General features: G+C 66.6%; 29 protein-coding genes and 1 tRNA gene. 21 read left to right on the forward strand and 9 right to left on the reverse strand.

The window, feature by feature from the left end; genetic code table 11:
* Window positions 1–26: 26 nt before the first annotated feature.
* Window positions 27–314, reverse strand: a complete 288-nt coding sequence (locus ABE473_RS06340; protein ID WP_346488860.1) for a hypothetical protein — start codon at window positions 312–314, stop codon at window positions 27–29.
* Window positions 315–437: 123 nt separating this feature from the next.
* On the opposite strand from ABE473_RS06340, the gene ABE473_RS06345 reads away from it, so the two are divergent.
* From ABE473_RS06345 to ABE473_RS06355, 3 genes are all read left to right on the forward strand, one after another.
* Complete coding sequence (locus ABE473_RS06345; RefSeq protein ID WP_346488893.1) at window positions 438–1370, forward strand: SOS response-associated peptidase family protein; 933 nt, start codon at window positions 438–440, stop codon at window positions 1368–1370.
* A gap of 197 nt (window positions 1371–1567) precedes the next feature.
* On the forward strand, window positions 1568–1936 hold the full coding sequence (locus tag ABE473_RS06350; RefSeq protein ID WP_346488861.1) for a hypothetical protein: 369 nt from the start codon (window positions 1568–1570) through the stop codon (window positions 1934–1936).
* Between the two features lie 63 nt (window positions 1937–1999).
* Window positions 2000–2212: a hypothetical protein gene (locus tag ABE473_RS06355; RefSeq protein ID WP_346488862.1), complete on the forward strand. Its 213-nt coding sequence runs from the start codon at window positions 2000–2002 to the stop codon at window positions 2210–2212.
* A 1-nt stretch (window position 2213) separates the two neighbouring features.
* On the opposite strand, the gene ABE473_RS06360 is transcribed toward ABE473_RS06355, so the two are convergent.
* A complete protein-coding gene (locus ABE473_RS06360; protein WP_346488863.1) occupies window positions 2214–2741 on the reverse strand; it encodes a hypothetical protein in 528 nt (175 codons plus the stop codon).
* 510 nt (window positions 2742–3251) lie between these two features.
* On the opposite strand from ABE473_RS06360, the gene ABE473_RS06365 reads away from it, so the two are divergent.
* From ABE473_RS06365 to ABE473_RS06380, 4 genes are all read left to right on the forward strand, one after another.
* Window positions 3252–4763 carry an ATPase domain-containing protein gene (locus ABE473_RS06365; RefSeq protein ID WP_346488894.1) on the forward strand — a complete coding sequence of 504 codons (1512 nt, stop codon included), beginning with the start codon at window positions 3252–3254 and terminating at the stop codon, window positions 4761–4763.
* A gap of 4 nt (window positions 4764–4767) precedes the next feature.
* Window positions 4768–6807, forward strand: coding sequence for an ATP-binding protein (locus tag ABE473_RS06370; protein ID WP_346488864.1), 2040 nt, complete (start codon window positions 4768–4770; stop codon window positions 6805–6807).
* Between the two features lie 139 nt (window positions 6808–6946).
* Window positions 6947–7408 carry a BLUF domain-containing protein gene (locus ABE473_RS06375; protein WP_346488865.1) on the forward strand — a complete coding sequence of 154 codons (462 nt, stop codon included), beginning with the start codon at window positions 6947–6949 and terminating at the stop codon, window positions 7406–7408.
* A 270-nt stretch (window positions 7409–7678) separates the two neighbouring features.
* Window positions 7679–7927, forward strand: coding sequence for a hypothetical protein (locus ABE473_RS06380; protein WP_346478596.1), 249 nt, complete (start codon window positions 7679–7681; stop codon window positions 7925–7927).
* A gap of 50 nt (window positions 7928–7977) precedes the next feature.
* Here the strand turns inward: ABE473_RS06380 and ABE473_RS06385 are convergent, their stop codons facing one another.
* Window positions 7978–9069, reverse strand: a complete 1092-nt coding sequence (locus ABE473_RS06385; RefSeq protein ID WP_346488866.1) for a 4Fe-4S dicluster domain-containing protein — start codon at window positions 9067–9069, stop codon at window positions 7978–7980.
* A gap of 2 nt (window positions 9070–9071) precedes the next feature.
* Window positions 9072–9365, reverse strand: a complete 294-nt coding sequence (locus tag ABE473_RS06390; protein WP_346488867.1) for a hypothetical protein — start codon at window positions 9363–9365, stop codon at window positions 9072–9074.
* A 182-nt stretch (window positions 9366–9547) separates the two neighbouring features.
* On the opposite strand from ABE473_RS06390, the gene ABE473_RS06395 reads away from it, so the two are divergent.
* The 8 genes from ABE473_RS06395 to ABE473_RS06430 all read left to right on the forward strand — a co-directional run bounded on the left by ABE473_RS06395 (window position 9548) and on the right by ABE473_RS06430 (window position 17009).
* Complete coding sequence (locus tag ABE473_RS06395) at window positions 9548–9991, forward strand: group III truncated hemoglobin (protein WP_176989609.1); 444 nt, start codon at window positions 9548–9550, stop codon at window positions 9989–9991.
* Between the two features lie 44 nt (window positions 9992–10035).
* The gene (gene hemN, locus ABE473_RS06400; RefSeq protein ID WP_346488868.1) at window positions 10036–11445 is read left to right on the forward strand and encodes an oxygen-independent coproporphyrinogen III oxidase; all 1410 of its coding nucleotides are present in this window, start codon (window positions 10036–10038) and stop codon (window positions 11443–11445) included.
* A gap of 66 nt (window positions 11446–11511) precedes the next feature.
* A tRNA-Leu gene (locus ABE473_RS06405) sits at window positions 11512–11598 on the forward strand.
* Between the two features lie 90 nt (window positions 11599–11688).
* Window positions 11689–12726, forward strand: a complete 1038-nt coding sequence (locus ABE473_RS06410; RefSeq protein ID WP_346488869.1) for a TraB/GumN family protein — start codon at window positions 11689–11691, stop codon at window positions 12724–12726.
* A 107-nt stretch (window positions 12727–12833) separates the two neighbouring features.
* On the forward strand, window positions 12834–13289 hold the full coding sequence (locus ABE473_RS06415) for a BLUF domain-containing protein (protein ID WP_346488870.1): 456 nt from the start codon (window positions 12834–12836) through the stop codon (window positions 13287–13289).
* A gap of 304 nt (window positions 13290–13593) precedes the next feature.
* Window positions 13594–14880, forward strand: a complete 1287-nt coding sequence (locus ABE473_RS06420) for a nucleotide sugar dehydrogenase (RefSeq protein WP_346488871.1) — start codon at window positions 13594–13596, stop codon at window positions 14878–14880.
* A 30-nt stretch (window positions 14881–14910) separates the two neighbouring features.
* Entirely contained in the window at window positions 14911–16533 is a 1623-nt protein-coding gene (locus tag ABE473_RS06425) for an FMN-binding glutamate synthase family protein (RefSeq protein ID WP_346488872.1), read from the forward strand.
* Window positions 16530–17009: a GNAT family N-acetyltransferase gene (locus ABE473_RS06430; RefSeq protein WP_346488873.1), complete on the forward strand. Its 480-nt coding sequence runs from the start codon at window positions 16530–16532 to the stop codon at window positions 17007–17009. The genes ABE473_RS06425 and ABE473_RS06430 overlap by 4 nt, the downstream gene beginning before the upstream one ends.
* Before the next feature lie 127 nt (window positions 17010–17136).
* Here the strand turns inward: ABE473_RS06430 and ABE473_RS06435 are convergent, their stop codons facing one another.
* The gene (locus ABE473_RS06435; protein WP_346488874.1) at window positions 17137–18384 is read right to left on the reverse strand and encodes a TIGR03862 family flavoprotein; all 1248 of its coding nucleotides are present in this window, start codon (window positions 18382–18384) and stop codon (window positions 17137–17139) included.
* A gap of 10 nt (window positions 18385–18394) precedes the next feature.
* Window positions 18395–18835 (reverse strand): FKBP-type peptidyl-prolyl cis-trans isomerase, encoded by a 441-nt coding sequence (locus ABE473_RS06440; RefSeq protein WP_019183352.1) that lies wholly within the window; start codon window positions 18833–18835, stop codon window positions 18395–18397.
* A 66-nt stretch (window positions 18836–18901) separates the two neighbouring features.
* Between ABE473_RS06440 and ABE473_RS06445 the strand changes: the two genes are divergently transcribed.
* The 4 genes from ABE473_RS06445 to ABE473_RS06460 all read left to right on the forward strand — a co-directional run bounded on the left by ABE473_RS06445 (window position 18902) and on the right by ABE473_RS06460 (window position 21807).
* Window positions 18902–19267 (forward strand): DUF6164 family protein, encoded by a 366-nt coding sequence (locus ABE473_RS06445; protein ID WP_176989617.1) that lies wholly within the window; start codon window positions 18902–18904, stop codon window positions 19265–19267.
* Window positions 19268–19316: 49 nt separating this feature from the next.
* On the forward strand, window positions 19317–20069 hold the full coding sequence (locus ABE473_RS06450) for a sulfurtransferase (protein WP_346488875.1): 753 nt from the start codon (window positions 19317–19319) through the stop codon (window positions 20067–20069).
* 138 nt (window positions 20070–20207) lie between these two features.
* On the forward strand, window positions 20208–21200 hold the full coding sequence (locus ABE473_RS06455; protein WP_179459265.1) for an LLM class flavin-dependent oxidoreductase: 993 nt from the start codon (window positions 20208–20210) through the stop codon (window positions 21198–21200).
* 97 nt (window positions 21201–21297) lie between these two features.
* Window positions 21298–21807: a pyridoxamine 5'-phosphate oxidase family protein gene (locus tag ABE473_RS06460; RefSeq protein ID WP_346478606.1), complete on the forward strand. Its 510-nt coding sequence runs from the start codon at window positions 21298–21300 to the stop codon at window positions 21805–21807.
* Between the two features lie 69 nt (window positions 21808–21876).
* On the opposite strand, the gene ABE473_RS06465 is transcribed toward ABE473_RS06460, so the two are convergent.
* Complete coding sequence (locus tag ABE473_RS06465; RefSeq protein WP_179459263.1) at window positions 21877–22533, reverse strand: exopolysaccharide biosynthesis protein; 657 nt, start codon at window positions 22531–22533, stop codon at window positions 21877–21879.
* Entirely contained in the window at window positions 22517–23827 is a 1311-nt protein-coding gene (locus tag ABE473_RS06470; RefSeq protein ID WP_176989622.1) for a hemolysin family protein, read from the reverse strand. Before ABE473_RS06470 ends, ABE473_RS06465 begins: the two co-directional genes overlap by 17 nt.
* Before the next feature lie 282 nt (window positions 23828–24109).
* Here ABE473_RS06470 and ABE473_RS06475 point away from each other — a divergent pair, with 282 nt between their 5' ends.
* Window positions 24110–24736: a DUF47 family protein gene (locus ABE473_RS06475; RefSeq protein WP_176989623.1), complete on the forward strand. Its 627-nt coding sequence runs from the start codon at window positions 24110–24112 to the stop codon at window positions 24734–24736.
* A gap of 13 nt (window positions 24737–24749) precedes the next feature.
* Window positions 24750–25871, forward strand: a complete 1122-nt coding sequence (locus ABE473_RS06480) for an inorganic phosphate transporter (RefSeq protein ID WP_176989624.1) — start codon at window positions 24750–24752, stop codon at window positions 25869–25871.
* A gap of 122 nt (window positions 25872–25993) precedes the next feature.
* Here the strand turns inward: ABE473_RS06480 and ABE473_RS06485 are convergent, their stop codons facing one another.
* Window positions 25994–26566 carry a GNAT family protein gene (locus ABE473_RS06485; RefSeq protein WP_346488876.1) on the reverse strand — a complete coding sequence of 191 codons (573 nt, stop codon included), beginning with the start codon at window positions 26564–26566 and terminating at the stop codon, window positions 25994–25996.
* Window positions 26567–26635 lie beyond the last annotated feature (69 nt).

Genomic DNA, 26635 nt, shown 5'->3' on the forward strand with positions numbered 1-26635 from the left:
TCGCGCCGCCGAGGGGGGTGAGCCGGCTACTGACTGCTGCGATCGGTATTGCCGGCCACTGAGCGCGATGCGCTGCCCACGCGGGCGATGAACTCGGAGAACCTGGCCAGGCTAACGGCCTGACGATTTTCGCAGTGCGGGCAGGCAAGGACTGCCCCGCCTAAAACGGTGATGAGACCTTGGCCGGGGACGGCGGTGAACGTCCTGCCGCACGGCAGGCAGCTGCATTCTACGGCGGTCACCTCGAGCAGCCTTTCGGCCTCATCGGCTTGACCATCGACGCGCAGGAGATAGAACTGTCCGGTGTTGGGCATGGGCCTCTGTTGTTCGCGACGGGGCCGGGATGCCTCGGAGATGAATCATAGCCGTCCGCTTGTTAAGTTTCGGCAGACGCCGTCGATCACGGAGCCTTGAGCTGGCCGTGGTGTAATCCGGCCATGTGCTACTCCGCTCAGATCAAGGCCGACTACCACAAGCTCGTGCGCGAGTTTGGCGCGGTGGTGTCCATGGACGAGTTCGCGGCCCTCTATGCCCAGGATCCGGGCAAGAAGCGGCCGAAGACGTCGAAGGCCATGGACGATGCGTTCGCCGCGGGCAAGACACCTGCCGAGCGTTCGGTCTGGGCGGCGATCCAAGACTGGAACGCCGGCGATGCCACTGCCTTCGAGCAGGAGCTGTTCACCCAGAAGACCCGCCTGGTCAACGCCGAACGCGCGCTGCAGACCAAGGTCACGAAGAAGGCCGAGAACGACGTGAGGGTGGCCACCAACAAGATCGCGCGAGCCCAGGGCAAGCTGGCCGACCTCCGGCGCACTGATCATGTGGCGAGAGACTCGCGCATTTTCCCCGGCGTGTACGGCACCGTCATCGTGTCCGAGGGTGGCAAACGAGTCGTGAAGCCGATGCGCTACCAGTGCCGGCTGGCCGGCAAGCCAGCCAGCTATGACCAGCGCTACCCCGGCACATACAACGCCCGGCGTGACAGCCTGGAGGGCTTCTGGCGGCCGGCCTTCGGCCACACGCATGCGCTGATGGTGGTCGACACCTTCTACGAGAATGTGGAGGGGCCGGACGGCGGCAACCAGGTGGTGCAGTTCACACCCCGCACGGGCGATCCGATGCTGGTGGCGTGCCTGTGGTCGCACTGGGTGGATCCGGCCGGCAAGGAACCCGACCTGCTGTCCTTCGCCGCGATCACCGATGATCCCGAGCCCGAGGTCGCCGAGGCCGGCCATGACCGGACGATCATCAACATCAAGCCCGAGCACGTGGATGCCTGGCTCAACCCCAACCCGGCCGACCTGGGCGCGCTCTACGCGATCTTCGACGACAAGCGGCATCCGTTCTACGAGCATCGGCTGGCGGCGTAGGGCAGCGCCGACGCCGCCGCGCGTAGTCGACCTATGGTTTCCGGGTGTCCCGGGACGCATGATCGGCATGCCGGATCCGGGAGCCGCAGGCAGCTCAGCCCGGGTGCCGGGGCGCCTGAGCAGCGCCCCGCCGGCACCTTTGCACTGCCCTGACGCGCCGTCGCGGAATCTGAGACCCCAGCCCGTATCCTGCGCGCATGCTCCCGCCCTGCAACTTCACCGGCTTCATGACCGCCCCTCAACCTCGAGGCTGGGTGCAGTACGGCGAGCACTGGGGGCTGTGGTGGAGAAATCGCCAGATCGCCAGCGTGCAGCCTGATTCCCACGGGGTCCGTGTCGTCCTGGCCTGCAGGAAACTGTGGGAAGACAAGGAGGTCAGGGCGGCCAGCGTGCGTCAGGGCAAACGCTACGCTGAGCGGTGGTGTGCGGCCCGGGTGCTGGAGGGTGTCCCCCTGAGGGAGGCTGTGGCTCGGCTGGTGGCCAACGACGTGCCGGCCCGCAAGCTCTCCCGCACCGAGATCCAGCAGCAGAGACGACTGGACGCGATTCCGAACCCGAAGCTGTAGCGCCAGTCAGCCGGCGTTGCCTCCGTATCGGCGCGTGCGACCGCCGGCGGCGACAGTAGCTGCATGGATCAGAAGAGCATGGGCAAGGCGCGCTGGGCGCGCGCGAGGGCGGCATCGCTATGGCAGCAGGCCGACGACCTGGACAGGAATCACAGCGGAGACTGGAGGGCCAGGGCGACTCGCCGGCGCGGCGCTGACCGGCTGCGCGCAGAGGCGGCGCGCTTCGACGGCATCGCCAATCGGTTGCAGCCTTTCGAGGACGATCAGGCGGCCTGAATTACCCAAACCCCCTGTGTGAAACAACGAACTGGTTGTCGTAGATGCAGCGATACTCCGCGTGCAGCCGAACTCGTTCGTAGTTGAGCCTTATCAGGTTTCGATGATCAATTGCTAACGGTGCCTCTGAATAGACCATTCGGACGCTGCCACCCGCCGCCAACACCGACCCCTTCAACAGGCCGCGGACTCTCAGGTAGGGACGCGTGTCAGCGCCAGAGAGCAGCTCGGATATGAAGGTATCGATCCCATCTCCCGAAAGCAGATCGATTTCCACGCCATCAAGCGTCGCCGTGAAGCGTTCAACGAATGCCGGACCCACGCCTTCGTTTGCGAGGCCGAGGATCTCATCGATGCAACCCACCTCTACATCCAGAATCGGCCTTGAGCTGAGTCGGAAGTGCTTCCGCTGCAACCAACCGAAATAGAAGGACGTTCCCAGGGCAAGCGCAGCGATGATCGCGCCGCAGACTGCGACGATCACTTCTGAAGTAGGTGCCGAGGGGGCGATCACAGCTGCAAGGGTCATGGGCGTACCGGGGCGTCCAGAGTGGTCACATCCCAGTATTCCACGCGGACGGGATTTCAGGGCGCGTTGGATCCACCGCGAGTCTATCCGTGCAAATTCCGTGCAACCCGCATAAGGAAAAAGGCCCGCATCGCTGCGAGCCTTTAAAAGTGGTGGCCGGGGACGGAATCGAACCGCCGACACGGGGATTTTCAATCCCAGCATCCCGGTTGCCTAGATGATCTCGCTGGCGTTCCGCAATCGGAGACACCCCCTTGCGGCAGTAAGCTTCTACTGCCCGACTTCGGGCCCGTTTGCGGAACGGAATCGGCTGTGCAGCCGTTGAGACATATAGATATGTGTCAGGACTGCAAATCCGCGTACGCCGGTTCAATTCCGACCCAGGCCTCCAAATAGAAACACGCCCAGAGCCCGCGAAAGCGGGCTTTGTGCGTTGTGGGTCTCCATTCAGGTTCGCGGGCAGAGCCGACGGGGCCTACACAGGGCGCTTCGTATGCTGCAGCCGTCCACATTGGCGACCTTATGCAGACACAAAAAGCGCGCGTAGCAACCGGGATCGAAGGGCTCGACAGCGTTCTTGGCGGAGGCTTTCCCCAAGGGCGGTTGTACCTGCTGGAGGGGCCCCCCGGATCGGGCAAGACCACGCTGTCCCTGCAGTTCCTGCTGCATGGATTGAGCAAGGGGGAGCGCTGCCTGTACATCACGCTCTCGGAGACGGCAGACGAACTGCGCGAGGTCGCCGATGCCCACGATTGGTCGCTGGAGGGGCTGGAGCTGTTCGAGCTGGCCTCGGCCGAAGAGGCACTCGGCGATGGGCGGCTGCAGTCCGTCCTGCACTCCTGGGAAGTGGAGCTGGACGAAACGGTCAAGCTGATCCTTCGCGAGGTCGAGCGCATCAAGCCGCATCGCGTGGTCTTCGATTCGCTGTCCGAACTGCGGCTGCTATCGCAGGACCCGCTGCGTTACCGTCGCCAGATTCTCTCGCTCAAGCAGTTCTTCGCGCCGAAGAGCGCGACGGTCGTGCTGGTCGATGACATGACCGCCTCCGGCGAAGAGCGCGATGGCCAACTGCACAGTCTGTGTCATGGCGTGGTGTCGCTGGAGCGTTTGACGCTGGATTTCGGCCCGGCACGCCGCCGCATGCATGTGCAGAAACTGCGCGGGGTGAACTTCACCGCCGGCTACCACGACATGACCATCCGCGGGGGCGGGCTGGTCGTGTTCCCGCGGTTGATCGCGCTGGATCACCACGCCAAGTTCGTGGGTACGCCCATCAGCAGCGGGGTGGGCGGGATCGACAGCCTGCTCGGTGGCGGACCTTTGCGTGGCACCAGTACCCTGCTGACCGGCCCCGCCGGCAGCGGCAAGACCAACGTGGCGCTGCAGTACGTCTGGGCCGCGTGCGAACGTGGCGAGCACTGCTGCATCTTCGAGTTCGATGAGCGCATCGGCACGCTTCTGGCCCGCGCGGAATCGCTGGACATCGATCTGAGCAAGCACCTCGACTCGGGACTGCTGGAAATCCAACAGGTCGATCCGGCGGAAATCTCGCCGGGCGAGTTCGCCTGGAACCTGCAGCGTGCGGTCGAGGAGCGTCACTGCCAGCTGCTGGTGATCGACAGCCTCATCGGCTACGTCACCGCGATGCCGCAGGAGAAGCAGCTCATGCTGCAGCTGCATGAGATGCTCTCGTATCTCAACCAGAAGGGCGTGGCGACGCTCCTGATCAATCCGCAACATGGCCTGGTCGGCACGATGTCGACCGGCAACCTCGACGTGTCCTATATCGCCGACTCGGTCGTGCTGTTCCGTTTCTTCGAATCGCAGGGTCGCATCCGCAAGGCGATTTCGGTCATCAAGAATCGCGGTGGTGCGCACGAGAACACGATCCGGGAGTTGAAGATCGACGGCAAGGGCATTTCGCTCAGTGCACCCCTGGATGAATTCAAGGGCATCCTGACCGGCACGCCGGAGTTCGTGGGCAATACGGCGCATCTGCTGGGCCTCGCCAGTGCGGAATGATGGCGTGTCCGGGGCGATCCACATCTTTGCGCCGTTCGGGCGCGATGCGGAGAGCATCGCTTCTGTGCTAAACGCGTCCGGACTGAACACCACGATCCACGACAGCCTGTCGCGGCTGGCCGACGCGCTCGACGATGACGTGGGCGCCGTGGTGGTCACCGAAGAGGCCGTGACCAAAGGTGCGGGCGCCCTGCTGGAGCCGCTGGCCCGGCAGCCGTCCTGGTCGGACATCCCCTTCATCCTGCTGCGCTCGCCGCGCTCGCAGAAGCGCCCGTTGGCCAATCCCGGCCTGCAGATGGCGATCAACATCATCGAACTGGATCGGCCGTTGGGCAGCGGTTCGCTGCTCAGCTCCGTGCAGAGCGCGCTGAGGGCGCGCGACAAGCAGTTCCTGGTGCGCGACCAGATGCAGGCGTTGGCCGATGGACGGGCCGCACTGGAGCGCAGCGAGGCCGAGCTGCGTCTGGTCGCCGATGCCATGCCGGTGCTGATCGCCTTCATCGACCGCGACCTGCACTACCGCTTCGCCAACAAGGCCTATGAAGCCTGGTTCGGGCGGCCCGTGTCGGAAGTGATCGGCAAGCGCGTGCCGGAGGTGTTCGGGCAGGACGTGTGGACCAGCCGCCGGCCGCTGATCGAGCGCGCGCTGGCGGGAGAGCACATCGTGTTCGAAGCCAACTGGCCGTTCAGTGATGGCCGCCGACGCGACAGTGAAATCCGCTACTCGCCGCGTTTCAACGCGGAAGGCGCGCCGGACGGTTTCCATGTATTCGTCACCGATATCACCGCCTCCAAACTCGCGCTGGAGACCAGCCAGCAGCACGCGCTGGACCTCGAGGCGATGGTGGCCGAGCGCACCGCCGAACTGGAGCGCCAGATGGCCGCGCGCGAGGCCAGTGAAGCGGCCCTGCGCCAGTCGCAGAAAATGGATGCGATCGGGCAGTTGACCGGCGGTATCGCGCACGACTTCAACAACATGCTGACCGGCATCCTGTCCTCGCTGGATATCCTGCGCATGCGCCTGGACATGGGGCGCATGGATGGGCTGGAGCGCTTCCTCGATGCGGCGACCGCCTCCAGCCAGCGTGCGGCGGCGCTCACCCAGCGGCTGCTGGCGTTCTCGCGCCGGCAATCGCTGGATTCCAGGACGGTGGAACTCAACGAGCTGGTCGGTTCGGTGCAGCACCTGCTGCGCAGCACCCTGGGCGAAACGATCCGCATCCAGATGGCCATCAGCGAGACGCCGCTGCGCGCGAATCTGGACAGTAACCAGTTCGAAAGCGCGCTGCTGAATCTGGCCATCAATGCGCGTGATGCGATGCCCGATGGCGGTAAGTTGCAGCTGCGCACGTTGCACGTCCACGTCGCCGACGGCGAGCTGCCGACCATTCCGGCCGGCGAGTATGCGGTGGTGTCCGTCGCCGATTCCGGCACCGGCATGCCCCCGGAGGTGGTGGAACGCATCTTCGAACCCTTCTTCACCACCAAGCCGATCGGCAAGGGCACCGGCCTGGGCCTGTCGATGGTCTACGGCTTCATGCAGCAGTCCGGCGGCCACATCACCGTGGACTCCGCGCCGGGGCAGGGCACCACGGTGTCGCTGTTCATGCCGGTGGTCCACGAGGTCACCGAAGACGACGACGCCCCCAACGCGCCGCCGGTGTCGCTCGGCGCCGGGCAGTCGATCCTGGTGGTGGAGGATGACGAGCAGGTGCGCATGCTGGTGACCGTGGTGCTGGAAGATCTCGGGTATACCGCCGAAGTGGTCGGCGACGCCGACGGCGCCATCCCGATCCTGGGATCGTCGAAGAAAATCGACCTGCTGATCACCGATGTCGGGCTGCCGGGCCTCAACGGACGACAGCTGGCGGAAATCGCGCGGCAGTCGCGCCCGGCGTTGCCGGTGCTGTTCATGACCGGCTACGCGGAGAAAGCTCAGGAACGCTCTGCGTTTCTCGACAACGGCATGGCCATGATTGCCAAACCGTTCCTGCTCGATGCATTCAGTGAGGCGGTACGGAGTTCGATTGCCCCGCGTCCGTAAGGCACACGGGCAGAACCCACCGAAAGAGAAGCGGCGGAATGCCTTCATTTTTACGCAGGGTCTGAACGCTTCAGGCAGGCGCTTTATTTAGGTACCTGAAAGTGCCAGCATAGTGGTTTGAAATTGTCGGAGTTTACCCATGCCCCTGTGCGCGATCGCGTATGTCAGCGACGTTGCGGGTCCGTTGCCTGCGGCGCATCTCGATACTCTTGTCGAGGATGCCATCCGCTTCAACAGCCTGGCTGGGGTCACCGGTGTGCTGCTCTGCGATGGCAGTCGGTTCCTGCAGTACTTCGAAGGTCCGGATGATGGGGTGTCCGCCGTGCATGAGCGCGTGCTGCAGGCGCGCAGCCATCGGGCCATCCACAAACTTGGCCACGCACGCGTGCCGCAGCGTTATTTTCCGTACTGGAGCATGCGCTGGCTGGGCGTGGAACCGACCCTGATCGCGGAGTTGTCGGCCGGTGACTGGGAGGCGTTTGCCGATCGCAGCCTGGGCGGCCCGCCGGTGGACAGTGCGATGGAGCGTCTCATGCGGTTCGTCGCGCCGCACCTGCCCGAGCGCGCCGGGGTCCAGGAGACCCGCTCGTCTGCCGAGTGAGCGTGCCTCCCGTGAAGTTTCCCGGGGGCGAGGCGGGACGGTCACAGATTATCCGTGAGGCCGCCACTGACATATTGCTGTCAATACAGCGCCTGCATCATGCAGATGCGGGCGGCCACGCAATATGAACGGTTCATCATGGCGTCTGAGTTTGCCGGTCGGGTAATTGACTTAATGCAACGACCGTGCAAATTTTAAGTGAACCCGAAGTGAATCCGCCCCTGAGGGGGTTTTGTCGTCCCTGAAGCAAGCAAGTCCCACGGAGGTCGTATGGAATACGGCGAACATGACTTGGCTGATGGAGTGCGAACCGAGCTGGAAGCCAGCTACGTGAAACATGGCTGCGGCCCGGAATTCTGGTCCACCTACCAGCGCGTGCTCGAGCGCCTGGTCCCACCCGCGCAGGGCACCGCGCGAACCCGTGTCACCAATGAGCTGGCGTTGATCATCGAACAGCTGGGGATCGTGCGGCGGGCGCAGTTGGTGCCGCCGCGTAGTGCGCGGACACGCGCACGCTGAGTCCGGGTCGGGGGACCGGGAATCCGCAGGGGAACACCGCCAGCGCGGCGCTACGACACGTGATGAAGACCGATACCCAGCAGCGCCAGCAGCGTGCCGGCCGCGGCGAGCGTGCGCGGGCGTAGCCAGCGCGCGGGACGTTGCTGCATGGCCGCCGTGCTGGTGTACCGGATCAGCCTGATCGGGAACTGCGCTGCGCGCATCCGTGCATCGCAGGCATCCTGGCAGTCGCCACAGCCGATGCAGTCCGGGTGTGGCCCGGCACGTACGTCCAGCGCCATCGGACAGACGCTGACGCAAGCGCCGCAATCCAGGCAATCCCCCAGGCGGTCGGCGCTGAAACGCGGCATCGGGCCGGCGATGTCTTCATGCGCGGCGCGGAAGGCGTAATCGCGGGCGCTGGTGGGGTCGAGCAGCCCGCGGCCACGCGCCTCGACACCGCCCAACCCCGGCACGCGCGGTCCACGTGGTTCGCCGCGGCGCGCGTGGTAGTGCATCCGCGGGGTGTCGCTGTCGCAGAACATGCCGTGGATGCGCGCGTACGGGCACAGCTCGCGGCAGACGTGTTCGCGCAGGAAGCCCGCATTGCCCCAGGTCGCCGCCGCATAGAACACGATCCAGAAGGTTTCCCATCCGCTCCACAGCGGCGGCCATGACGTGCCGACCAGCCCGTGGATCGGACTGAAAAAGCCGACGAAGGTGATACCGGTCCATGCCGCCACCAGCATCCACGCCAGGTGCTTGATCGCGCGCGCCGCGCCCGCGGCCGGCACCCGGCGCGCAATGCCCTGTTCGATCCAGCGGAACAGCCGGCTCCACAGGGTCTGTGGGCAGCCGTAGCCACACCACACCCGCCCGGCCAGGTTGGTGAGCAGTACCAGCGCGGTGCCGAGCACGGCAGCCAGCCCCAACAGCAGGCCCACGTCCTGCGGCCAGAGCGTCCAGCCGAACAGATCGAAGCGGCGCGCGGTCAGGTCGAACAGCAGCGCTTGGCGGCCGTCCCAGCGCAGCCACGGCAGCGCGTAGAAGCCGGCCAGCAGCAGCGCGGACAACAGCGGTCGCCAGCGCAGCGACGTGTGCGGCTGCGCTGGCGGGGAGGCCGGCGGGGTATCCACAAGGTGCAGGGTCAGGCGATCGGACATGGTCAGCCCAGCGGCAGATCGTCGTCGTCGCCGGGCATCGGCCGCAGCAGGTACCCGGTGATCGCACTGGCGGCGGCGGTGACCGTCCAGAACATGAAAAAGCCCAGCGTATAGCCGAGCTCGCGGCTGATCTCGTGCTGCGGGAAGCTGATGTCGCGCAGGCGCAATGGGTCGACGAAGGCGAAGAACACCACGCTGGCCAGGCCGGCGGCGACGAAACTGGGCCACAGGATGGCGCCCCATTGCTGGATCAGCCGTCGGCGGCTGCGGTCGGGCGGGTCGTGCAGGTCGTTCATTGCGGCCACGCTCAGAAGGAGGGGGCAGGGCACGGCTATACTTTGCGCCGACCGGGGGCCGGGATCGCGGGTGCGCGCTTCCTGTCGAGTTCCCAGACTAGAAGGCTTCGCCGCCGGCTTCATTGATCCTGATCAAGGCAGCGGCGGGCCCTGCCGACGATGCTGGGCGGTGCCGCCCGAGGATGTTCATGGCCGATCCCACCGACAACACGCTGCCGCTCCCGGCGCTGGACCTGTGCAGCGAGGACGAGGTCACCCGCCTGGTGCACGACTTCTACGCGCGTGTCCGCGAGGAGCCGCGCCTGGCGCCGGTGTTCGCCGCGCGGATCCACGACTGGGATGCGCACCTGGCCCAGCTGGTCGATTTCTGGTCGGCGATGCTGCGTGGCACGCGTCGCTTCAAAGGCGCGCCGATGCCCAAGCACATGGCCATGGACGAGCTCGACCGCGATCTTTTCGACCGCTGGCTGGCGCTGTTCCGGCAGACCACTGCCGAATGCGGCAACCTGCCGATGCAGCGGCTGGCCGATGATGTCGCCGAGCGCATCGCCGATACGTTCTGGCGCCGCTTCCAGATGCTGCGCTGGCCCAGCCTGCCGATGGCGGGGCGCCCGGGCCTGAATTGATCTGACGCAATGCGCGCGCGCGCCTGCACGCGCACGCTGGCGACATGGATACCTTCTCGCCTGCCGCCGCCGGGCTCGCCTGGCACTTCGACCCCGAGCTGCTGCGCCGCCATGATCGGCCCGGCCCGCGCTACACCTCCTATCCGACTGCGCCGCACTTCCATGACGGCTACGGTGAAGCGGCCCTGCGCGACGCCATCGTGGACAGCAACCGGCTCCGGCGACCGTTGTCGTTGTACGTCCACGTGCCGTACTGCAGCAGCCCGTGCTTCTACTGCGGTTGCAACCGGGTCATCACCCGTGATCATGGCAAGGGCATCGCCTATGTCGCGCGGGTGCTGAGCGAGGCCGACCTGATGGCGCCGCAGTTCGATCCGGCGCGGGAGGTGATCCAGCTGCACCTCGGCGGCGGCACGCCGAACTTCCTCGCGCCGGCACAGATGCGCGAGCTGATCGAGGGGCTGCGCCAGCGCTTCACGCTGAGCACGGCGGCCTCGCGCGACTTCTCCATCGAGCTCGATCCGCGCTTCGTTACGCGCGCCGACATCGCGGTACTGGCCGAACTGGGCTTCAATCGCGCCAGCCTGGGCGTGCAGGACTTCGATCCCGATGTGCAGAAGGCGATCAACCGCGAGCAGGGCGTGGAAGCCACGCTGGATATCCTGCGTGCATGCCGCGAGTACGGGCTGCGCTCGGTCAATGTCGATCTGATCTATGGGCTGCCGAAACAGACGCTGGCCGGGTTCGCGCAGACGCTGGAAACGGTGTTGCGCGAGCGGCCGGATCGCCTGGCGGTGTATGGCTACGCGCACCTGCCACATCTGTTCCGCGCGCAGCGCCAGATCGCCGATGCGGATCTGCCCAGTCCCGAACAGAAACTCGCCCTGCTCGGCCTGGCGGTGCAGCGACTCACCGAGGCGGGATATCAGTACATCGGCATGGACCACTTCGCGCTGCCGGAGGAAGACCTCTCGCGCGCACAACGCGCGGGTCAACTGCACCGCAACTTCATGGGCTACACCACGCACGCCGATACCGATCTGGTCGGCCTTGGTGCCAGCGCGATCAGCCACATCGGCAACACCTACAGCCAGAACCCGCGCGAGCTGCCGGCCTGGGAAGCGGCGGTGGATGCAGGCCGGCTGCCGGTCTGGCGTGGCCTGGCCCTGGACCAGGACGACGTGCTGCGCGCCGAGCTGATCGGCCAGCTGATGTGCCAGGGCGAAGTGGATGGCAGGGCGCTTGCGGCACGGCACGGGGTGGACTTCGAGACGTATTTCGCCGACGGGCTGCGTGCGCTGGCCGCACTGCAGGCCGATGGCCTGGCCGAATACACGCAGGGCGTGGTGCGTGCCACTGAGCGCGGACGTCCGCTGCTGCGGCTGCTGGCGATGTGTTTCGACCGCTATCTGGCCCAGCCGGACCAGCCGGTGCGGTACTCGCGCGCGATCTGAGCAGGGGCGCATCGGCGCGCATGCATTCCAAAACCCGGCGTGATCAGGCACCCTATGCGCGCCGTTGCCCGGGTGGCGAAACTGGTAGACGCATCGGACTTAAAATCCGCCGGGGGCAACCCCATGCCGGTTCGATTCCGGCCCCGGGCACCAAGGCTTCTTGGGACGGCGCGCAACGCAAACTTTACGCAGCCGGACGCGCGCCACCGTAGGCTGCGCAGCAACGCTCTCCGGACAGGCCTCATGGCAAACGCAGTATGTGCAGGGAAAGCACTGGTGTGTAGCGTCGCGCTGCTGCTCTGCAGCGCCGCCCATGCCCAGGGTCCGACGCCGCTGCCGGCGCCGAAGGAGGCTGCGGGCGAGGTGATCGACCTCGCGCCGGTGCTGGTCTCGGGCGAGCAGCCCGGGCCCGGCATGTGGCAGGTCCGCGACGCGCAGGGCCACACCCTGTGGATCCTCGGTACCGTGTCGCCGCTGCCCGCCAAGCTGGAATGGCGCGCCGACGAGGTGCGGGCCGTGATCGCCAGCGCGCAGGAGGTGCTTGGCTCACCCGGCTGGACGCTGGACGCCGATGTCGGTTTCTTCCGCGGACTGACCCTGCTGCCCTCGGCGCTGAAGGCCGCGCGTGACCCGGACGGGCGCACGCTGCGCGAGCGCCTGCCGCCGGATCTCTACGCGCGCTGGGAGGTGCTCAAGCAGCGTCACATCGGGCGCGACAACGGCATCGAGAAGGACCGCCCCCTGGTCGCCGCGGGGCAGTTGTACGCGGCCGCGCTCAAGGATGTCGGCCTGGGGCGTTCCTCGCCGGTGTCCAAGGTGGTGGAGAAGGCCAGCAAGGCCCACGGCCTCACACCGGTATCGACACGGGTGACGATCAAGATCGCCGACCCGCGGCAAGCGCTCAAGGAAGTGCGCGGCACCGCGCTGCAGGACGTGGAGTGCTTCCGACGCACGCTGGACGTGGTCGAACATGGCCTGCCGCTGCTGGCGGAGCGGGCCAACGCCTGGTCGGTTGGCGACATCGCAGCGCTGGAGAGCCTGGCGGTGAAAGGGCAGTACCTGGCCTGCGTGGATGCGGTGGCGACCAGCGAGTTCGGGCGGCGGCGCGGACTGGCCGACGTCGATGCCCAGGCGCACCGCAAATGGATGGACATGGCCAGCGCTGCGCTGCGTCGCAATGCGGTGACCTTCGCCACCGTCCCGGTGACGTCAATGGTCACGCCCGGTGGCTATGCCGATCAGCTGCGCGCGCGCGGCTACGAGGTGCTGGTGCCGGAGTGAGCGCGATCGCGTGACCCTCTGTTGATTGCAGGTCGGCGATATACGGCGCCTACCCAGTGCGAATACTTCGTGGCATAGTCAGCTCAAGTTCATCAAGGAAATACTTCATGCCGCTGCATGCGGTCGCCTATGTCAGCGACGCTATCGATGGAATCGAAACGTCTGATATCGATCAGATCCTGCAGGCAGCAACGGGATTCAACAAAGTGGCGGGTGTCACCGGCGTGCTGATGTTCGACGGCCAGCGCTTCCTGCAGTATTTCGAAGGGCCGGAGGACGGCGTCGATACGGTGTTCCAGCGCGTGTTCAACGCGCGCATCCATATGAATCTTCGAGAGCTCGCGCGTGGTCCGGTGGAGGCTCGCCATTTCCCGCGCTGGACGATGGCATCGGCAGCGGTCGAGCCGACGGCGCTTGCGCGCATCGCCGATGTGCCGTGGCAGGGATTCCAATCGCGGCCTGCGGCTGGCGGCGATGCGCTGCCAGGCTTCGGGTGTCTGCTGGCTGCGTGGACAGGTGTCTCTGGAGAAATGGAACCGGCGGCGGTGACGCTGGGGTCGTAACGCAAAACAACGCTGGCCGTAACAGAATGATCACGACTCAGCGCCTACTATCGTTCTACCAGCTGTGACCAGTCTTGCGGGGTTTGCCCTTGGAGGCTGTCTGAAAGGGTAGTAACCGCAGCTGGACCATTATTCCTTTGGCCGTCGTCCGTACTCTCCGCGGGCGGCGGCTTTGTTCTTTGTGGGGCAGGGTCCGGCGCGTTAGGCTTGCATCACCTGCACCCCCGGTTCCGTAGCGCATGACGTATTCCCTGATGATGCTCCGCCTGATGGCCGGCCCGGTTCCGCGGTGCGGAGCCGCTCGATGACGCAGGCCATCTCCGCCGCGCTCGCCCCGCGCATCGGCGTCATCGGGCTCGGCTACGTCGGTCTGCCGCTGACGGTGACCTTCGGCGGAAAACACGCCACGATCGGCTACGACATCGACCACGCGCGCGTGGCCGAGCTGCAGCGTGGGGTGGACCACACCCTGGAACTGGAGGCGGACGAGCTCGCCGCGGCGGTACACGCGCGTTACACCGCCGATCCCGCGGATCTGGCCGAGTGCAATGTGTACATCGTGACCGTGCCGACCCCGATCGACGCGCACGAGCAGCCCGACCTGGCGCCGTTGCGCAGTGCCAGCACCCTGATCGCCGGCCTGCTCACGCCCGGCGATATCGTGATCTACGAATCCACGGTCTATCCCGGCACCACCGAAGAAGTGTGCGTGCCGCTGCTGGAGGCAGGATCGGGACTGCGCTTCAACGTCGATTTCTACTGCGGCTACAGCCCCGAGCGCATCAATCCGGGCGACCGCGAACGCCGGCTGCCGGATATCCGCAAGATCACCTCCGGCTCCACGCCCGAGGTCGCCGCCGTGGTCGACGCGCTGTACAAGGGCATCATCACCGCCGGCACCTGGCCGGCGCCCTCGATCCGCGTGGCCGAAGCGGCCAAGGTGATCGAGAACATCCAGCGCGACGTCAACATCGCCTTGGTCAACGAGCTGGCGCTGATTTTCGATCGGCTCGGCATCGACACCCAGGATGTGCTGGACGCCGCCGGCAGCAAGTGGAACTTCCTGCCGTTCCGGCCCGGCCTGGTCGGTGGCCACTGCATCGGCGTGGACCCGTACTACCTGCTGCACAAGTCCGAAAGCGTGGGGTATCACCCCGATCTGATCCACACCGCGCGCCAGGTCAACAACCGGGTCGGCGAGCACGTCGCGCAGCGGGTGCTGGCGCTGCTGGCCTCGCGCAGCATCGCCGTCGCACAGGCGCGCGTGCTGGTGCTGGGCGTGACCTTCAAGGAGAACTGCCCGGACCTGCGCAACAGCCGTGCGCTGGAGCTGGCGCAGCGGCTGCAGGCGAGTGGCGCGCGGGTGGACGTGCAGGACCCGTGGGTTGGGCCGGCCGCGCTTGCCGATGCGGGGGTGCACTGGGTCGAGGCACCGGCGGCGGCCGGCTATGACGCCGTGGTGCTGGCGGTGGCGCATGAGCGTTTCCGCGCCTTCGACGCGGCGCAGGTGCGCGCGCTGCTCACGCCCGGTGGCGTGGTGTACGACGTCAAATCCGTATGGCCCCGGGAAGTGGTGGACGACCGCCTGTAGACTCGGGGCAGCTATTGATTGAGGAAAGCCATGCATCGCTATCTCGCGTATCTGCTCGCCATCCTGTTGTTCCCGGTCTGCCTGTGGTTGGCCACGATCTGGCCCGCCTGGTACTGGGGCGTGGGGGTGACGGCCGCACTGGCGGTGCTGGGCACCTGGGATCTGCTGCAGAAACGCAGCACGCTGCGGCGCAACTACCCGGTGCTGGCGCACTTCCGCTACGGGCTGGAATCGATCGGCCCGGAGATCCGCCAGTACTTCGTGCAGAGCGATCTGGAGGACGTACCGTTCTCGCGGCAGCAGCGCGCCCTGATCTACCAGCGCTCGAAAAATGAAATGGACGTGGTGCCGTTCGGCACGCTGCGCAGCACGTACGCCGTGGACTACGAATGGATCAACCATTCGCTTGCACCGACCGAGATCGGCCACCACGATTTCCGCATCCAGATCGGCCCGAACTGCGCCAAGCCGTATTCGGCCAGTGTGTTCAACATCTCCGCGATGAGCTTCGGCTCGCTGTCGGCCAATGCGATCCGCGCACTCAACGAAGGCGCACGACGCGGCAGTTTCTACCACGACACCGGCGAAGGGTCGATCTCACCGTATCACCGTGAGATGGGCGGCGACCTGGTCTGGGAAATCGGCTCGGGCTACTTCGGCTGCCGTGACGATGCGGGTGGCTTCAGCGAAGAGAAGTTCGTCGCCAACGCCAACCACGATCAGGTCAAGATGATCGAGATCAAGCTCTCGCAGGGTGCCAAGCCCGGCCACGGCGGCGTGCTGCCGGCGGCCAAGGTCAGCGAGGAAATCTCGATCACCCGCGGCGTGCCGATGGGCGTGGATTGCGTCTCGCCGTCGAAGCACAGCGCGTTCAACACGCCGGTCGAGCTGCTGCAGTTCGTGGCGCGGCTGCGGGAGTTGTCCGGCGGCAAGCCGATCGGTTTCAAGCTGGCCATCGGTCATCCCTGGGAGTGGTTCGGCATCGCCAAGGCGATGCAGGAAACCGGCTTGCTGCCGGATTTCATCGTGGTCGACGGGGCCGAGGGCGGTACCGGCGCGGCACCGGCCGAGTTCATCGATCATGTCGGCGTGCCGATGCATGAAGCCCTGCTGCTGGTGCACAACACCCTGGTCGGGCTGGACCTGCGCGACCGCATCCGGGTCGGCGCGGCCGGCAAGGTGACCAGCGCGTTCGAGATCGCCCGCACCATCGCGCTGGGCGCGGACTGGTGCAATGCCGGGCGGGGCTTCATGTTCGCGCTGGGTTGCATCCAGTCGCTGAGCTGCCACAGCGACAAATGCCCGACCGGCATCGCCACGCAGAACCCGCATCGCTGGCGCCACCTGGACGCGACCGACAAGGCCACGCGCGTGCACAGCTATCACGAGAACACGCTGCGTGCGCTGCGCGACCTGCTGTGCGCGGCCGGCCTCCATGATCCGTCGGAGCTGGGGCCGGAACACATCCTGCGCCGTGTCTCGCCGGTGGAGATCCGTTCGCTGGCGTCGCTGTACCGGTATCTCGCCCCGGGCGAGCTGCTGCGCAAGGTGCCGGACCATGCCGTCTTCCACGATTACTGGGCCGATGCGCGCAGCGATTCCTTCCAGCCCCCGGCGCGCATCCAGGCGCTGCGGACGAGCAAATCGCGATGAGTGGAGAGCGTACCGTTCAACTGCGTGTGGGACGTGCCGATGAGGCCGACGCCCTGTGGGTGCTGCGCACGCGCTGCGTGCGTGAACTGTGCAGCGCGGCGTATCCGCCGGAGGTGATCGCGCCTTGGTCGGCCACGCCACCGCCGGCGCACTATCGCGCGCTGTTGGCGGCCGGTGGCTGCGTGGTCGCCGAAGACAGCGACGGCGACCTGCTGGGGTATGGGGTGATCGATCGGGACGGCAATGAGATCGATGCGCTGTTCGTCGATCCCGACTGCGGTGGCCGTGGCATCGGGCTGACCTTGATGCAGGCGATGGAGGCGATGGCCGATCCGGCGCGGCCGCTGGTGCTCTCGGCCTCGCTCAACGCAGTGCCGTTCTATACCCGTTGTGGTTTCGAGGCCCTGCGCGAGGAACGCTATCCGCATCCCAGCGGGGTAGCGCTCGCCTCGGTGCGCATGCAGCGCACACGGTGATGCCGGCCAGCGGCCGGCACTACCTCGATGCTGCGCGCGGCACGCGCGCCGAGGTGCGGCTGAGCCGCGCCGAGCGCCCGTCAGGGCACATGTCGGTAGTGCCGGCCGCTGGCCGGCACCTCGCGATCTATGCCTGCGCCAACCAGGCCACCACGCCACGCCCGGCGCGCAGCCCGCTGGCGTAGCACGCCGTCAGCAGGTAACCGCCGGTCGGCGCTTCCCAGTCCAGCATCTCGCCGGCGCAGAACGTGCCGGGGCGCTCGCGCAGCATCAACTGCGCGTCCATCGCCTCCAGCCGCACGCCGCCGGCGGTGCTGATCACCTCATCGATCGGCCGCGGTGCCTGCAGTGCCAGCGGCAGGCGCTTGAGTGCGTGCGCGATCCGGTCCTGCGGCAGCTGTCCGGCCTCGCGGCCCAGCACCTCGAACAGCAGTGCGGATTTGACCCCGCCCAGGCCGAGCTGGCGACGCAGGAACTCGCCGAAGCTGCGGCCCTGGCGCGGCTTCTGCAGCTTCTCCAGTACCTGTGCTTCGGTCTGGCCCGGCAACAGGTCCAGCTGCAGGTCCACGTGGCCATCGCGGGCCAGGCCGTCGCGCAGATCGGCCGACAGCGCATAGATCAGGCTGCCTTCGATTCCGGTCGCGGTGATCACGCATTCGCCCTGCAGCGAACGCGGCTGACCCTGCAGGTCGGTCCAGTGCGCCACCACCGGCTTGAGCGGGGCACCGGCCTGGCGCTCGCTGAAGTAGGGCGTCCAGCCGATGTCGAAGCCGCAGTTGGCCGGCTTCAGCGGGGCGATGTCGATGCCGTGCGCGGTCATGGGAGAGACCCACGCGCCATCCGACCCCAGTTCCGGCCAACTGCCGCCGCCGAGCGCGAACACCACGGCGTCGGCAGTCACGGTGGTCGCGCCTTCAGGGGTCTGGAAACACAGCGCGTCCGCGTCATCCCAACCGGTCCAGCGATGCTGCACATGGAAGCGCACACCCTGTTCCTTCAGCCGCCGCACCCAGCCGCGCAGCAGCGGCGCGGCCTTGCGGTCGACCGGAAACACGCGCCCCGAACTGCCCACGTAGGTCTCCACCCCGAATGCCAGCGCCCAGGCGCGCAGCGCATCGGCATCGAAATCGGCCAGCCAGCCGCCCACTGCCTCCGCCCGTTCGCGATAGCGCGAGACGAACACGTCGCGCGCATCGGAGTGGGTCAGGTTGAGGCCGCCCTTGCCGGCGATCAGGAACTTGCGGCCGGGGGATCCCTTGGCCTCGTACAGATCGACGGCGTGGCCGGCAGCGCGCACGGTTTCCGCCGCCATCAGGCCGGCGGGACCGCCGCCGATGATCGCGACCCGGCGTGGGGTAGTCAGGGCAATGCTCATGCAGGCAGGATCAACGCGGCTTGACGTCGAGCAGCTCGACATCGAACACCAGCGAGGAGTTCGGTGCGATCGGGCCGGCGCGGCGCGCGCCATAGCCATACTCGGCGGGAATCATCAGCGTGCGCTTGCCGCCCACCTTCATCCCGGCGAAACCTTCGTCCCAGCCCTTGATGACCTGGCCCTGGCCAAGATCGAAGCTGAAGGGCTCGCCACGGTCCACCGAGCTGTCGAACTTGTCGCCGTGCTTGTCGGCGGTGCGTTCGTCGTAGATCCACCCGGTGTAATGCACCGTGACCTTGCTGCCCGGCGTGGCCTCGGCGCCGGTGCCCGGCTGGGTGTCGATCTTCTCGAACTGCGCGATGCTGCCACCGGGCGGCGGGCCGGGCGGGGTGCAGGCCGCCAGCAGCGACAACATCAGGGGGGCGAGCAGGTAACGCGGCAGACGACGCATGGCGGGCTCCGGATCCAAAAAACGGGGACGCAAGGGTAGCGCATCGCCGGGCGCTATCATGGGCGCATGTCGAAACTGCTGCTCAACCTGCGCAATGTCGCGGACGATGAAATCCAGGATGTCACCGCCCTGCTGGACAAGGCGGGCATCGCCCATTACCGCACCGAGCCCAGCCCCTGGGGAATCTCCTTTGGCGGGATCTGGGTCCGCGACAACGAGGATCACCCCCGGGCCAAGGCGCTGATGGCCGAGTACCAGCAGGCGCGCGGTGAACGCGTCCGCGGTGAGCGTGAGGCCGCCCTGCGCGAGGGCACGGCCGAGACCTTCGGCAGCCTGATCCGGCGCCGCCCGGTGTTCGTGGTCGCAGTGCTGATCGGCATGGCCGTCGCGACCGCGCTGGTGCTGCTGCCGTTCGTGCTGCTGCGCGGCTGATTCCCGGCCGGGTCAGGCGCGGCGCCTGCCCAGCGGCTAAAATGGCGGGATGATCGCCAATACCGCCGCCTACCACTTCACTCCCGTCGCCGACCCGGACGCGCTGTGCGCGACCCTGCTGGAGCGGGCAACCGCCGCGCAGCTGCGCGGCACGATCCTGGTGGCGGGCGAGGGCATCAACCTGTTCCTGGCCGGCGCCGAGCCCGGGATCGACGGCTTCTACGCCGCGCTGCGGGCGGATCCGCGGTTTGCCGAGCTGCGCGTGAAGACGAGCTACAGCCACATGCAGCCGTTCGCCCGGCTCAAGGCCAAGGTCAAGCCGGAGATCATCAGTTTCCGCATCGATGACGGCCAGCCGCTGGCCTATCCGCGTGCACCCTCGATCGATCCCGCCACGGTGCAGCGCTGGCTGCGCCAGGGGCACGATGACGCGGGCAGGCCGGTGGTGATGCTGGACACCCGCAACACCCAGGAAATCGAGTACGGCACCTTCCAGGACGCGCTGGTGCTGCCGATCACCAAGTTCACCGACCTGCCCGAGGCCCTGGCTCCGCACCGCGAGGAGCTCAAGGACAGCACGGTGGTCAGCTTCTGCACCGGCGGCATCCGCTGCGAGAAGGCGGCGCTGTGGATGCGCAATGACGGCATGGACAACGTGCTGCAGCTGGACGGCGGCATCCTGGGCTATTTCGAGGCCGTGGGCGGCGAGGGCTATGACGGCCGCTGCTTCGTGTTCGACGAGCGGGTGGCGCTGGACCCGGCCCTGCAACCGCTGGTCGACCAGAACGCCGACGCTGCCTGAGCCGTCTTCACGGCCTTGATTGTCCTGAATCGTCGCGAGACGGAAATCAGCGTCTTGCCATCCGCGCCTTATGGGCGGTGGCAAACCACGCGGACAGCCCCATCTCAGTGAGATATCTCCTGGTTGGAACGAGCATTCATGATGCAGCTGTCGATTCTTGATCTGGCGCCGGTCTGCGAAGGCAGCGACACCACGCAGGCCTTCGCCAACATGCTGGACCTGGCCCAGCACGCCGAAGGCTGGGGTTTCCATCGCTATTGGCTGGCCGAGCACCACAACATGCCTGGCATCGCCAGCGCCGCGACCGCGGTGTTGATCGGTCATGTGGCCGGTGGCACCCAGCGCATCCGCGTCGGCGCCGGCGGCATCATGCTGCCCAACCACTCGCCGCTGCAGGTGGCCGAGCAGTTCGGCACGCTGGCCTCGTTGTACCCGGACCGCATCGATCTGGGCCTGGGCCGCGCGCCGGGCACCGACCAGCCGACCGCCCGCGCGCTGCGCCGTTACTTCGACAGCGCCGACCAGTTCCCGCAGGACGTGCGCGAGCTGCTGCACTACTTCGAGCCGGCCCAGAAGGGCCAGGCCGTGCGCGCGGTGCCCGGTGCGGGCATTCCAGTGCCGGTGTGGCTGCTGGGCTCCAGTCTCTTCAGTGCGCGCCTGTCGGCGGCAATGGGCCTGCCGTTCGCGTTCGCCTCGCACTTCGCCCCGGACGCGATGGACGAAGCGTTGGCGGTCTACCGTCGCGAGTTCCGCGCCTCGCAGTATCTGCAGGCGCCGTACGCGGTGCTCGGCCTGAACGTGGTCGCCAGTGATTCCGAGGCCGACGCCAAGCGGCTGTTCACCACCCAGCAGCAGAGCTTCGTCAATCTGCGTCGTGGCCTGCCGGGCCTGATTCCGCCGCCGATCGACGACATCGAAGCGTTCTGGCAGCCGCACGAAAAGGCCGGTGTGCAGAGCGCGCTGGCCTGTGCGGTGGTCGGCGACGTGAAGCAGGTGCAGGACGGTCTCGCCGCCTTCGTGGCGCGGCACAAGCCGGACGAAGTGCTGGTCACCGCCAACATCTACGATCATGCCGCGCGCAAGCGTTCGTTCGGCCTGGCGATGCAGGCATGGCGCGCGTTGCAGGCCTGACCCAGGCGCTGCATGCGAAGAACACGTGACCACGCGGTTCACGTCGCCGTAGCCGCCAATCGGCTGTGATGGGGGCTCCCCTTACAGGAGCCACCTCATGGCCGAACACGATCGCCAGCAGCACATCAAACAACTGGCCGGATTGATCCGCGACGTGGACATCGCGATGTTCACCACGGTCGGTGCGGATGGCCGGTTGTTCAGTCGACCGTTGGGCACGCAGGAAGTCGAGTTCGATGGCGACCTGTGGTTCGCCACCGGCGCCGACAGCCCGAAGATCGCCGAGATCGCGGCCAATCCGCGCGTCAACGTTGCCTATGCGTCGCCCTCGGGCAACACCTATGTCTCGGTCTCGGGTACCGCCCGCGTGGTCAATGACCGCGCCAAGATCGAGCAGCTGTGGTCACCGGCGATGAAGATCTTCTTCCCCGGCGGCAAGGACGACCCGAACCTGCGCCTGATCCACGTCAGCGCCGAATCGGCTGAGTACTGGGATGGCCCCGGCGGCCTGCTCGGCAAGGCGCTGTACTTCGTGCTGTCGGCGGTCACCGATGATCCGGGCGCAATGTCCGATACCGGCACGGTGGATCTCAAGCCCGGCGCGTAGGTAGTTCAGCGGCAGGTACCGACCGTTGGTCGGTACTTCAACGACAGGTACCGACCGTTGGTCGGTACGTCAGAACCAGCGCTGGAACAGATCCACCGTATAGCCCACCAGCTGCCCCGAACTGAAGCCGAAGAACAACACGGCGGCCACGGCGCCGATCCAGTTGAGCAGCATCAGCACGCCGTCGCGCTCCAGCAGCGCGAGGGCGAACAGCAGCAGCTGGAAGCCGAACAGGTAATTGGTGAGCGGGATCGGCAGCGACAACAGCACGCCGATCAGGATCAGCAGCAGGCCGCTGAACGCATGCGCCGGCAGCGGCACCAGCAGTCCGGGCATCCGCGGCTTGAGCAGGCGGTCCAGCCGCCGCAGCGGACCGTCGATCCGCTCCAGGAAACGATGCATGGTCCCGCGTTTCGGACCGCGCCTGCTGACGAAGCCCGGCAGCCACGGCCGGCGCATGCCGCACAGCATCTGCGCGCCGATCAGCACCACCAGCGGCCCGCTGACCGCACCGCCGATCCCGGGGATCGGAATGAAGGCGGGCAGGATCGCGACGAACAGGAACACACCGAACGCACTCTGCTGCAGGTCCTGCAGGATCTGGCCCAGCAGCAGCCGTTGCTCCGGGTCACCGTGGTCGAACATCGCCAGCAGGGTACGGATACCCTCGTTGCGGTACTGCGGCCGCGTCGGGTCCGGCGGCGTCGGCTCAGCCGGTGATGTCATCGGTCTCGTCTTCGCTCAGGGTACGCAGCAGCAGCTTGTCGACCCGGGCACCGTCGAGATCGACGATCTCGATGCGCCAGCCGGCCCAATCGAAGTACTCGCCCGCATGCGGGATGCGGCCGAAATAGTGGATGCACATGCCGGCCAGCGTGTAATAGTCGCCATCGTCGGCATCGGGCAGCTCGGCGTTGCCCATCAGTTCGCGCAGGTCCTCGATCGACAGCGAACCGTCGACCAGGAACGAGCCGTCCTCACGGGTCACCACCAGCGCGTCCTCGTCCACGTTCTCCACCGACTGCAGGCGGCCGACCACCGCGCCCATCAGGTCGCTGATGGTGACCAGGCCCTGGATCTCGCCGTACTCGTCCACCACCAGCGCCATCGACTGCTGTTCCTCGCGGAAGATCTCCAGCAGCTTCATCGCATGGGTGGACTCGGAGACGTACAGCGGCTCGCGCAGGTTCTGGAACAGCGAATGGTCATCGCGCACCAGGCGGGTCACCAGGCTCTTGACCTCGAGCACGCCGACGATGTCCTGGTCGTTGTCGCGGAACACCGGGTACCGCGAGAACTCGTTCTCGCGCATGGTCGCGATGTTCTTCTCCGGATCGGCCTGGGTATCCAGCCAGGCGATCCGGTTGCGCGGGGTCATCAGGCTGTCGGCGGTGCGGTCGCCCAGGCGCATGACGCGGTTCATCATGTCGCGCTCGTGGGCGTCGATCACGCCGGCCTCGTGGCTCTCGGCTACCAGCATGCGGATCTCTTCTTCCGTCACCGAGGCCGATTCGTCCTTGCCCAGGCCGAGCACGCGCAGCACCAGCCGGGTGGAGTGGGACAGCAGCCATACGCCGGGCGCGGCGATGCGGGCCAGCCAGCTCATCGGCAGCGCCACCAGGCCGGCGATGTCCTCCGAACGGGTCAGGGCCAGCCGCTTGGGAACCAGTTCGCCGAAGATCAGCGTCAGGAAGGTGATCAGGGCCACGGCCAGCGTCTTGCCGACCACGCCCGAATAAGCAAAGGCCGGGAACATGCCCTGCAGCCACTCGGCAATGGTCAGGCCGATGGCCTCACCGCCGAACAGGCCGGTCAGGATGCCGATCAGGGTGATCCCGATCTGGACCGTGGAGAGGAAGTTCTCGGGCTTCTCGGACAACGCCAGGGCGCGCTCGGCGCGCTTGCTGGAGCCGGCCATCTGCTTGAGGCGGCTCTTGCGCGAGGTCATGACCGACATCTCGGACATGGCGAAGAAGCCGTTGAGCAGGATCAGGGCGAGGACAATAATCAGTTCAAACACGGGCGGCATCCCCGGTTGGTGGCAGGGAGGGCGTGTTCAAGCAATGTCGGCTACCGGAGGGCGCGTGAGCGCGGCGGTGCGGCGGGGGGTAAGGGTCGTCGTCCATAGAGTGCACCCGAAGGTGCCCGCGCATCTTAACAAAAGGCCGGGGCAGGGATGCAATCAGGGTCGTTCAGGCAGGGCCGTCAGAGCGTGAAGATGACAGGGAGTACCCGGATTGGACATCAAACCGTCATAATTCCGCCCGGTGCCGTCCTTCCTCGACGGCGAATAGGTTTCTCAATGTTCTCTCTGCAGACCATTTTTGGCTCCGGCAAACAGTTCTACACCCTGCTGGACGAGGCTGCCCAGGCCGCCCAGGACAGCTCCAAGGCGCTGCACTCCATGCTGCGCGAAGCGGACCGCCAGCCGGCGCTGGACGCCTTCAAGCTGGCCCGCCTGCGCGAGCGCGCGGCCTCGGACAAGATCAGCCAGGCGCTGGTCGACAGCTTCATGACCCCGATCGAGCGCGAAGACATCGAAGCGCTGGGTTCGGCGCTGTACAAGATTCCCAAGCAGATCGAGAAGTTCGCCGATCGCTATTCGCTGGCCACCCAGCATCTGGAACACATCGATTTCGCGCCGCGCGCGGCGATGCTGGAACAGGCCGCCAACGTGGTGGTGGAGATGGTCAACGACCTGCGCCACATGAACCTGGACCGGATGACCGCGCTCAACGAGAAGCTGCGTTCGCTGGAAAACGAAGCCGACCGCCTGATGCTCGAGCTGTACCGCGACATCTATTCCGGCCGCCTGGACAGCCTGCAGATGTTCCTGCTCAAGGAATTCTTCGAGATCCTGGAAAAGGCCATCGATCGTTGCCGCGAGGCCGGCGTGGTGGCGTACCAGATCGTCTTGAAGAACAGCTGACGGACGCCACAGCATGCTGACCCTTGTCCTGGTGGTGATCCTGGCCGCGCTCGTCTTCGAGTTCATCAACGGCTTCCACGACACCGCCAACTCCATCGCCACCGTGGTGGCGACCAAAGTGCTCTCGCCCGGCTGGGCGGTGATGCTCGCCGCGTTCATGAATCTCATCGGCGCGCTGACCGGCACTGCCGTCGCGCTGACCATCGCTTCGGGCCTGCTCAACACCAACGTGGTCGATGTGACCCCGCAGGTGATCCTGTGCGCGCTGCTGGGCGGCATCATCTGGAACCTGATCACGTGGTGGAAGGGCCTGCCGTCCTCGTCCTCGCACGCCCTGATCGGCGGCCTGTGCGGCGCCGGCCTGGCCGCGGCCCACAACAACTGGGACGCGCTGATCTGGTCCGAGCGCATCGGCACCTGGGCCCAGAACAAGGGCCTGCTGTGGAAGGTGTTCCTGCCGATGATCACCTCGCCGATCGCCGGCTTCCTGCTCGGCATCGCGGTGATGCTGCTGCTGTGGGGCATGATCGCGGGCATGGCGAAGATCGGTGGCTTCCTCGGCCGTCTGGCCCGCCCGCGTATCGTCAACGCGTTCTTCGGCAAGGCCCAGATCGTGTCGGCGGCCTACATGGGCTTCGCCCACGGCCACAACGACGCGCAGAAGACCATGGGCATCATCGCCATGACCCTGATCGGTGCCGAGGCGACCGGTGCGTTGAACGACCTGCCGTCCTGGCTGGCCTTCATGCACCCGGACGCGAGCGCCGGTGACGGCATCGCGATGTGGATCGTGCTGACCTGCGCCGTGGTGATGGCCGCCGGTACCGCTTCGGGCGGCTGGAAGATCATCAAGACCCTGGGCCACAAGATGGTCAAGCTGCACCCGATCCACGGTTTCGCCGCGGAAACCAGCTCGGCCACGATCCTGACCGTGGCGGCGCACTTCGGCATGCCGGTCTCCACCACCCACAGCATCTCCACCGCGATCATGGGCGTGGGCTTCGCCAAGAACCCGCGTTCGCTGCGCTTCGGCGTGATCGAGCGCATCGTGTGGGCCTGGATCCTGACGATCCCGGCCGCCGGCGGCTGTGCGTACCTGATCCTGCGTCTGTTCGAAATGTTCGGCTGGGCCTGATCGGTCCACGCGGTTGAACATCGAAAAGCCCGCCGAAAGGCGGGCTTTTTCGTGGGAGTGAGCGTGCCGGACAGGTCGGGGCGAGGCGAGGCCGGTACACGCAGGATGGCGTCGCGCCGGTTCTAACGCGGCGCTGGGTCGGCCCGATCCTGCCACTCGCGTGCCAGCAGGCCGTAGACGGCTGAATCGGAGACCTCGCCGGCGACCCGCCAGCGCTCCCGCAGCAGCCCTTCGCGCTGGAAGCCGAGCCGCTCCAGCACCTTCGCCGAAGGCACGTTGCGCGGATCGATCTCCGCCTCCAGCCGACGCAGGCGCAGTTCATCGAACAGGTACGCCACGAACCGTGACAGCGCCTCGTGCATGTAGCCCTTGCCCTGCGCCGACGGCGCCAGGTGATACCCGATCTCCGCGCGCCGGGACGTCTCGTCGATAGCGAACACCACCACGATCCCCAGCAGTGGCCCGTCCACACGCTCCCGGATCGCCAGCTTCAACTGCGTGCCCGCATCCAGCGCGGCCAGATCGTCGAGGATCTGCAGATAGGCCTGCTTGAGGTCGGTCCACGCCGGATGGTTCCAGTAGCGCATGCCGGCACGGTCGGACTGGATCGCGAACAATGCCTGCGCATCCGTGGCGCGGATCGCTGTCAGCACCAGGCGCGCGCTCTCCAGTTGCAGGGTGGGATCGAACGGCATGCGGGTTCCTGTGCTCGAGGTGTGGCCAAGGTAGCCGCTCCTGCCCCGTGTAGCCATGCCTGGCGTGTC

It is taken from the genome of Stenotrophomonas sp. TWI700 (assembly GCF_039673645.1).
GTDB lineage: Bacteria > Pseudomonadota > Gammaproteobacteria > Xanthomonadales > Xanthomonadaceae > Stenotrophomonas > Stenotrophomonas maltophilia_AA.

Excerpts from the sequence above, each read along its gene's own strand:
- ABE473_RS06375 (WP_346488865.1), top strand. The coding sequence starts at position 6,947 with ATGCCCCTGTGCGCGATCGCGTATGTCAGCGACGTTGCGGGTCCGTTG.
- ABE473_RS06435 (WP_346488874.1), bottom strand. The coding sequence starts at position 18,384 with ATGAGCATTGCCCTGACTACCCCACGCCGGGTCGCGATCATCGGCGGC.
- ABE473_RS06340 (WP_346488860.1), bottom strand. The coding sequence starts at position 314 with ATGCCCAACACCGGACAGTTCTATCTCCTGCGCGTCGATGGTCAAGCC.
- ABE473_RS06460 (WP_346478606.1), top strand. The coding sequence starts at position 21,298 with ATGGCCGAACACGATCGCCAGCAGCACATCAAACAACTGGCCGGATTG.
- ABE473_RS06440 (WP_019183352.1), bottom strand. The coding sequence starts at position 18,835 with ATGCGTCGTCTGCCGCGTTACCTGCTCGCCCCCCTGATGTTGTCGCTG.
- ABE473_RS06390 (WP_346488867.1), bottom strand. The coding sequence starts at position 9,365 with ATGAACGACCTGCACGACCCGCCCGACCGCAGCCGCCGACGGCTGATC.
- hemN (WP_346488868.1), top strand. The coding sequence starts at position 10,036 with ATGGATACCTTCTCGCCTGCCGCCGCCGGGCTCGCCTGGCACTTCGAC.
- ABE473_RS06465 (WP_179459263.1), bottom strand. The coding sequence starts at position 22,533 with ATGACATCACCGGCTGAGCCGACGCCGCCGGACCCGACGCGGCCGCAG.
- ABE473_RS06445 (WP_176989617.1), top strand. The coding sequence starts at position 18,902 with ATGTCGAAACTGCTGCTCAACCTGCGCAATGTCGCGGACGATGAAATC.
- ABE473_RS06430 (WP_346488873.1), top strand. The coding sequence starts at position 16,530 with ATGAGTGGAGAGCGTACCGTTCAACTGCGTGTGGGACGTGCCGATGAG.
- ABE473_RS06410 (WP_346488869.1), top strand. The coding sequence starts at position 11,689 with ATGGCAAACGCAGTATGTGCAGGGAAAGCACTGGTGTGTAGCGTCGCG.
- ABE473_RS06350 (WP_346488861.1), top strand. The coding sequence starts at position 1,568 with ATGCTCCCGCCCTGCAACTTCACCGGCTTCATGACCGCCCCTCAACCT.
- ABE473_RS06355 (WP_346488862.1), top strand. The coding sequence starts at position 2,000 with ATGGATCAGAAGAGCATGGGCAAGGCGCGCTGGGCGCGCGCGAGGGCG.
- ABE473_RS06385 (WP_346488866.1), bottom strand. The coding sequence starts at position 9,069 with ATGTCCGATCGCCTGACCCTGCACCTTGTGGATACCCCGCCGGCCTCC.
- ABE473_RS06345 (WP_346488893.1), top strand. The coding sequence starts at position 438 with ATGTGCTACTCCGCTCAGATCAAGGCCGACTACCACAAGCTCGTGCGC.
- ABE473_RS06415 (WP_346488870.1), top strand. The coding sequence starts at position 12,834 with ATGCCGCTGCATGCGGTCGCCTATGTCAGCGACGCTATCGATGGAATC.
- ABE473_RS06420 (WP_346488871.1), top strand. The coding sequence starts at position 13,594 with ATGACGCAGGCCATCTCCGCCGCGCTCGCCCCGCGCATCGGCGTCATC.
- ABE473_RS06480 (WP_176989624.1), top strand. The coding sequence starts at position 24,750 with ATGCTGACCCTTGTCCTGGTGGTGATCCTGGCCGCGCTCGTCTTCGAG.
- ABE473_RS06455 (WP_179459265.1), top strand. The coding sequence starts at position 20,208 with ATGATGCAGCTGTCGATTCTTGATCTGGCGCCGGTCTGCGAAGGCAGC.
- ABE473_RS06380 (WP_346478596.1), top strand. The coding sequence starts at position 7,679 with ATGGAATACGGCGAACATGACTTGGCTGATGGAGTGCGAACCGAGCTG.
- ABE473_RS06425 (WP_346488872.1), top strand. The coding sequence starts at position 14,911 with ATGCATCGCTATCTCGCGTATCTGCTCGCCATCCTGTTGTTCCCGGTC.
- ABE473_RS06395 (WP_176989609.1), top strand. The coding sequence starts at position 9,548 with ATGTTCATGGCCGATCCCACCGACAACACGCTGCCGCTCCCGGCGCTG.
- ABE473_RS06450 (WP_346488875.1), top strand. The coding sequence starts at position 19,317 with ATGATCGCCAATACCGCCGCCTACCACTTCACTCCCGTCGCCGACCCG.
- ABE473_RS06475 (WP_176989623.1), top strand. The coding sequence starts at position 24,110 with ATGTTCTCTCTGCAGACCATTTTTGGCTCCGGCAAACAGTTCTACACC.
- ABE473_RS06485 (WP_346488876.1), bottom strand. The coding sequence starts at position 26,566 with ATGCCGTTCGATCCCACCCTGCAACTGGAGAGCGCGCGCCTGGTGCTG.
- ABE473_RS06360 (WP_346488863.1), bottom strand. The coding sequence starts at position 2,741 with ATGACCCTTGCAGCTGTGATCGCCCCCTCGGCACCTACTTCAGAAGTG.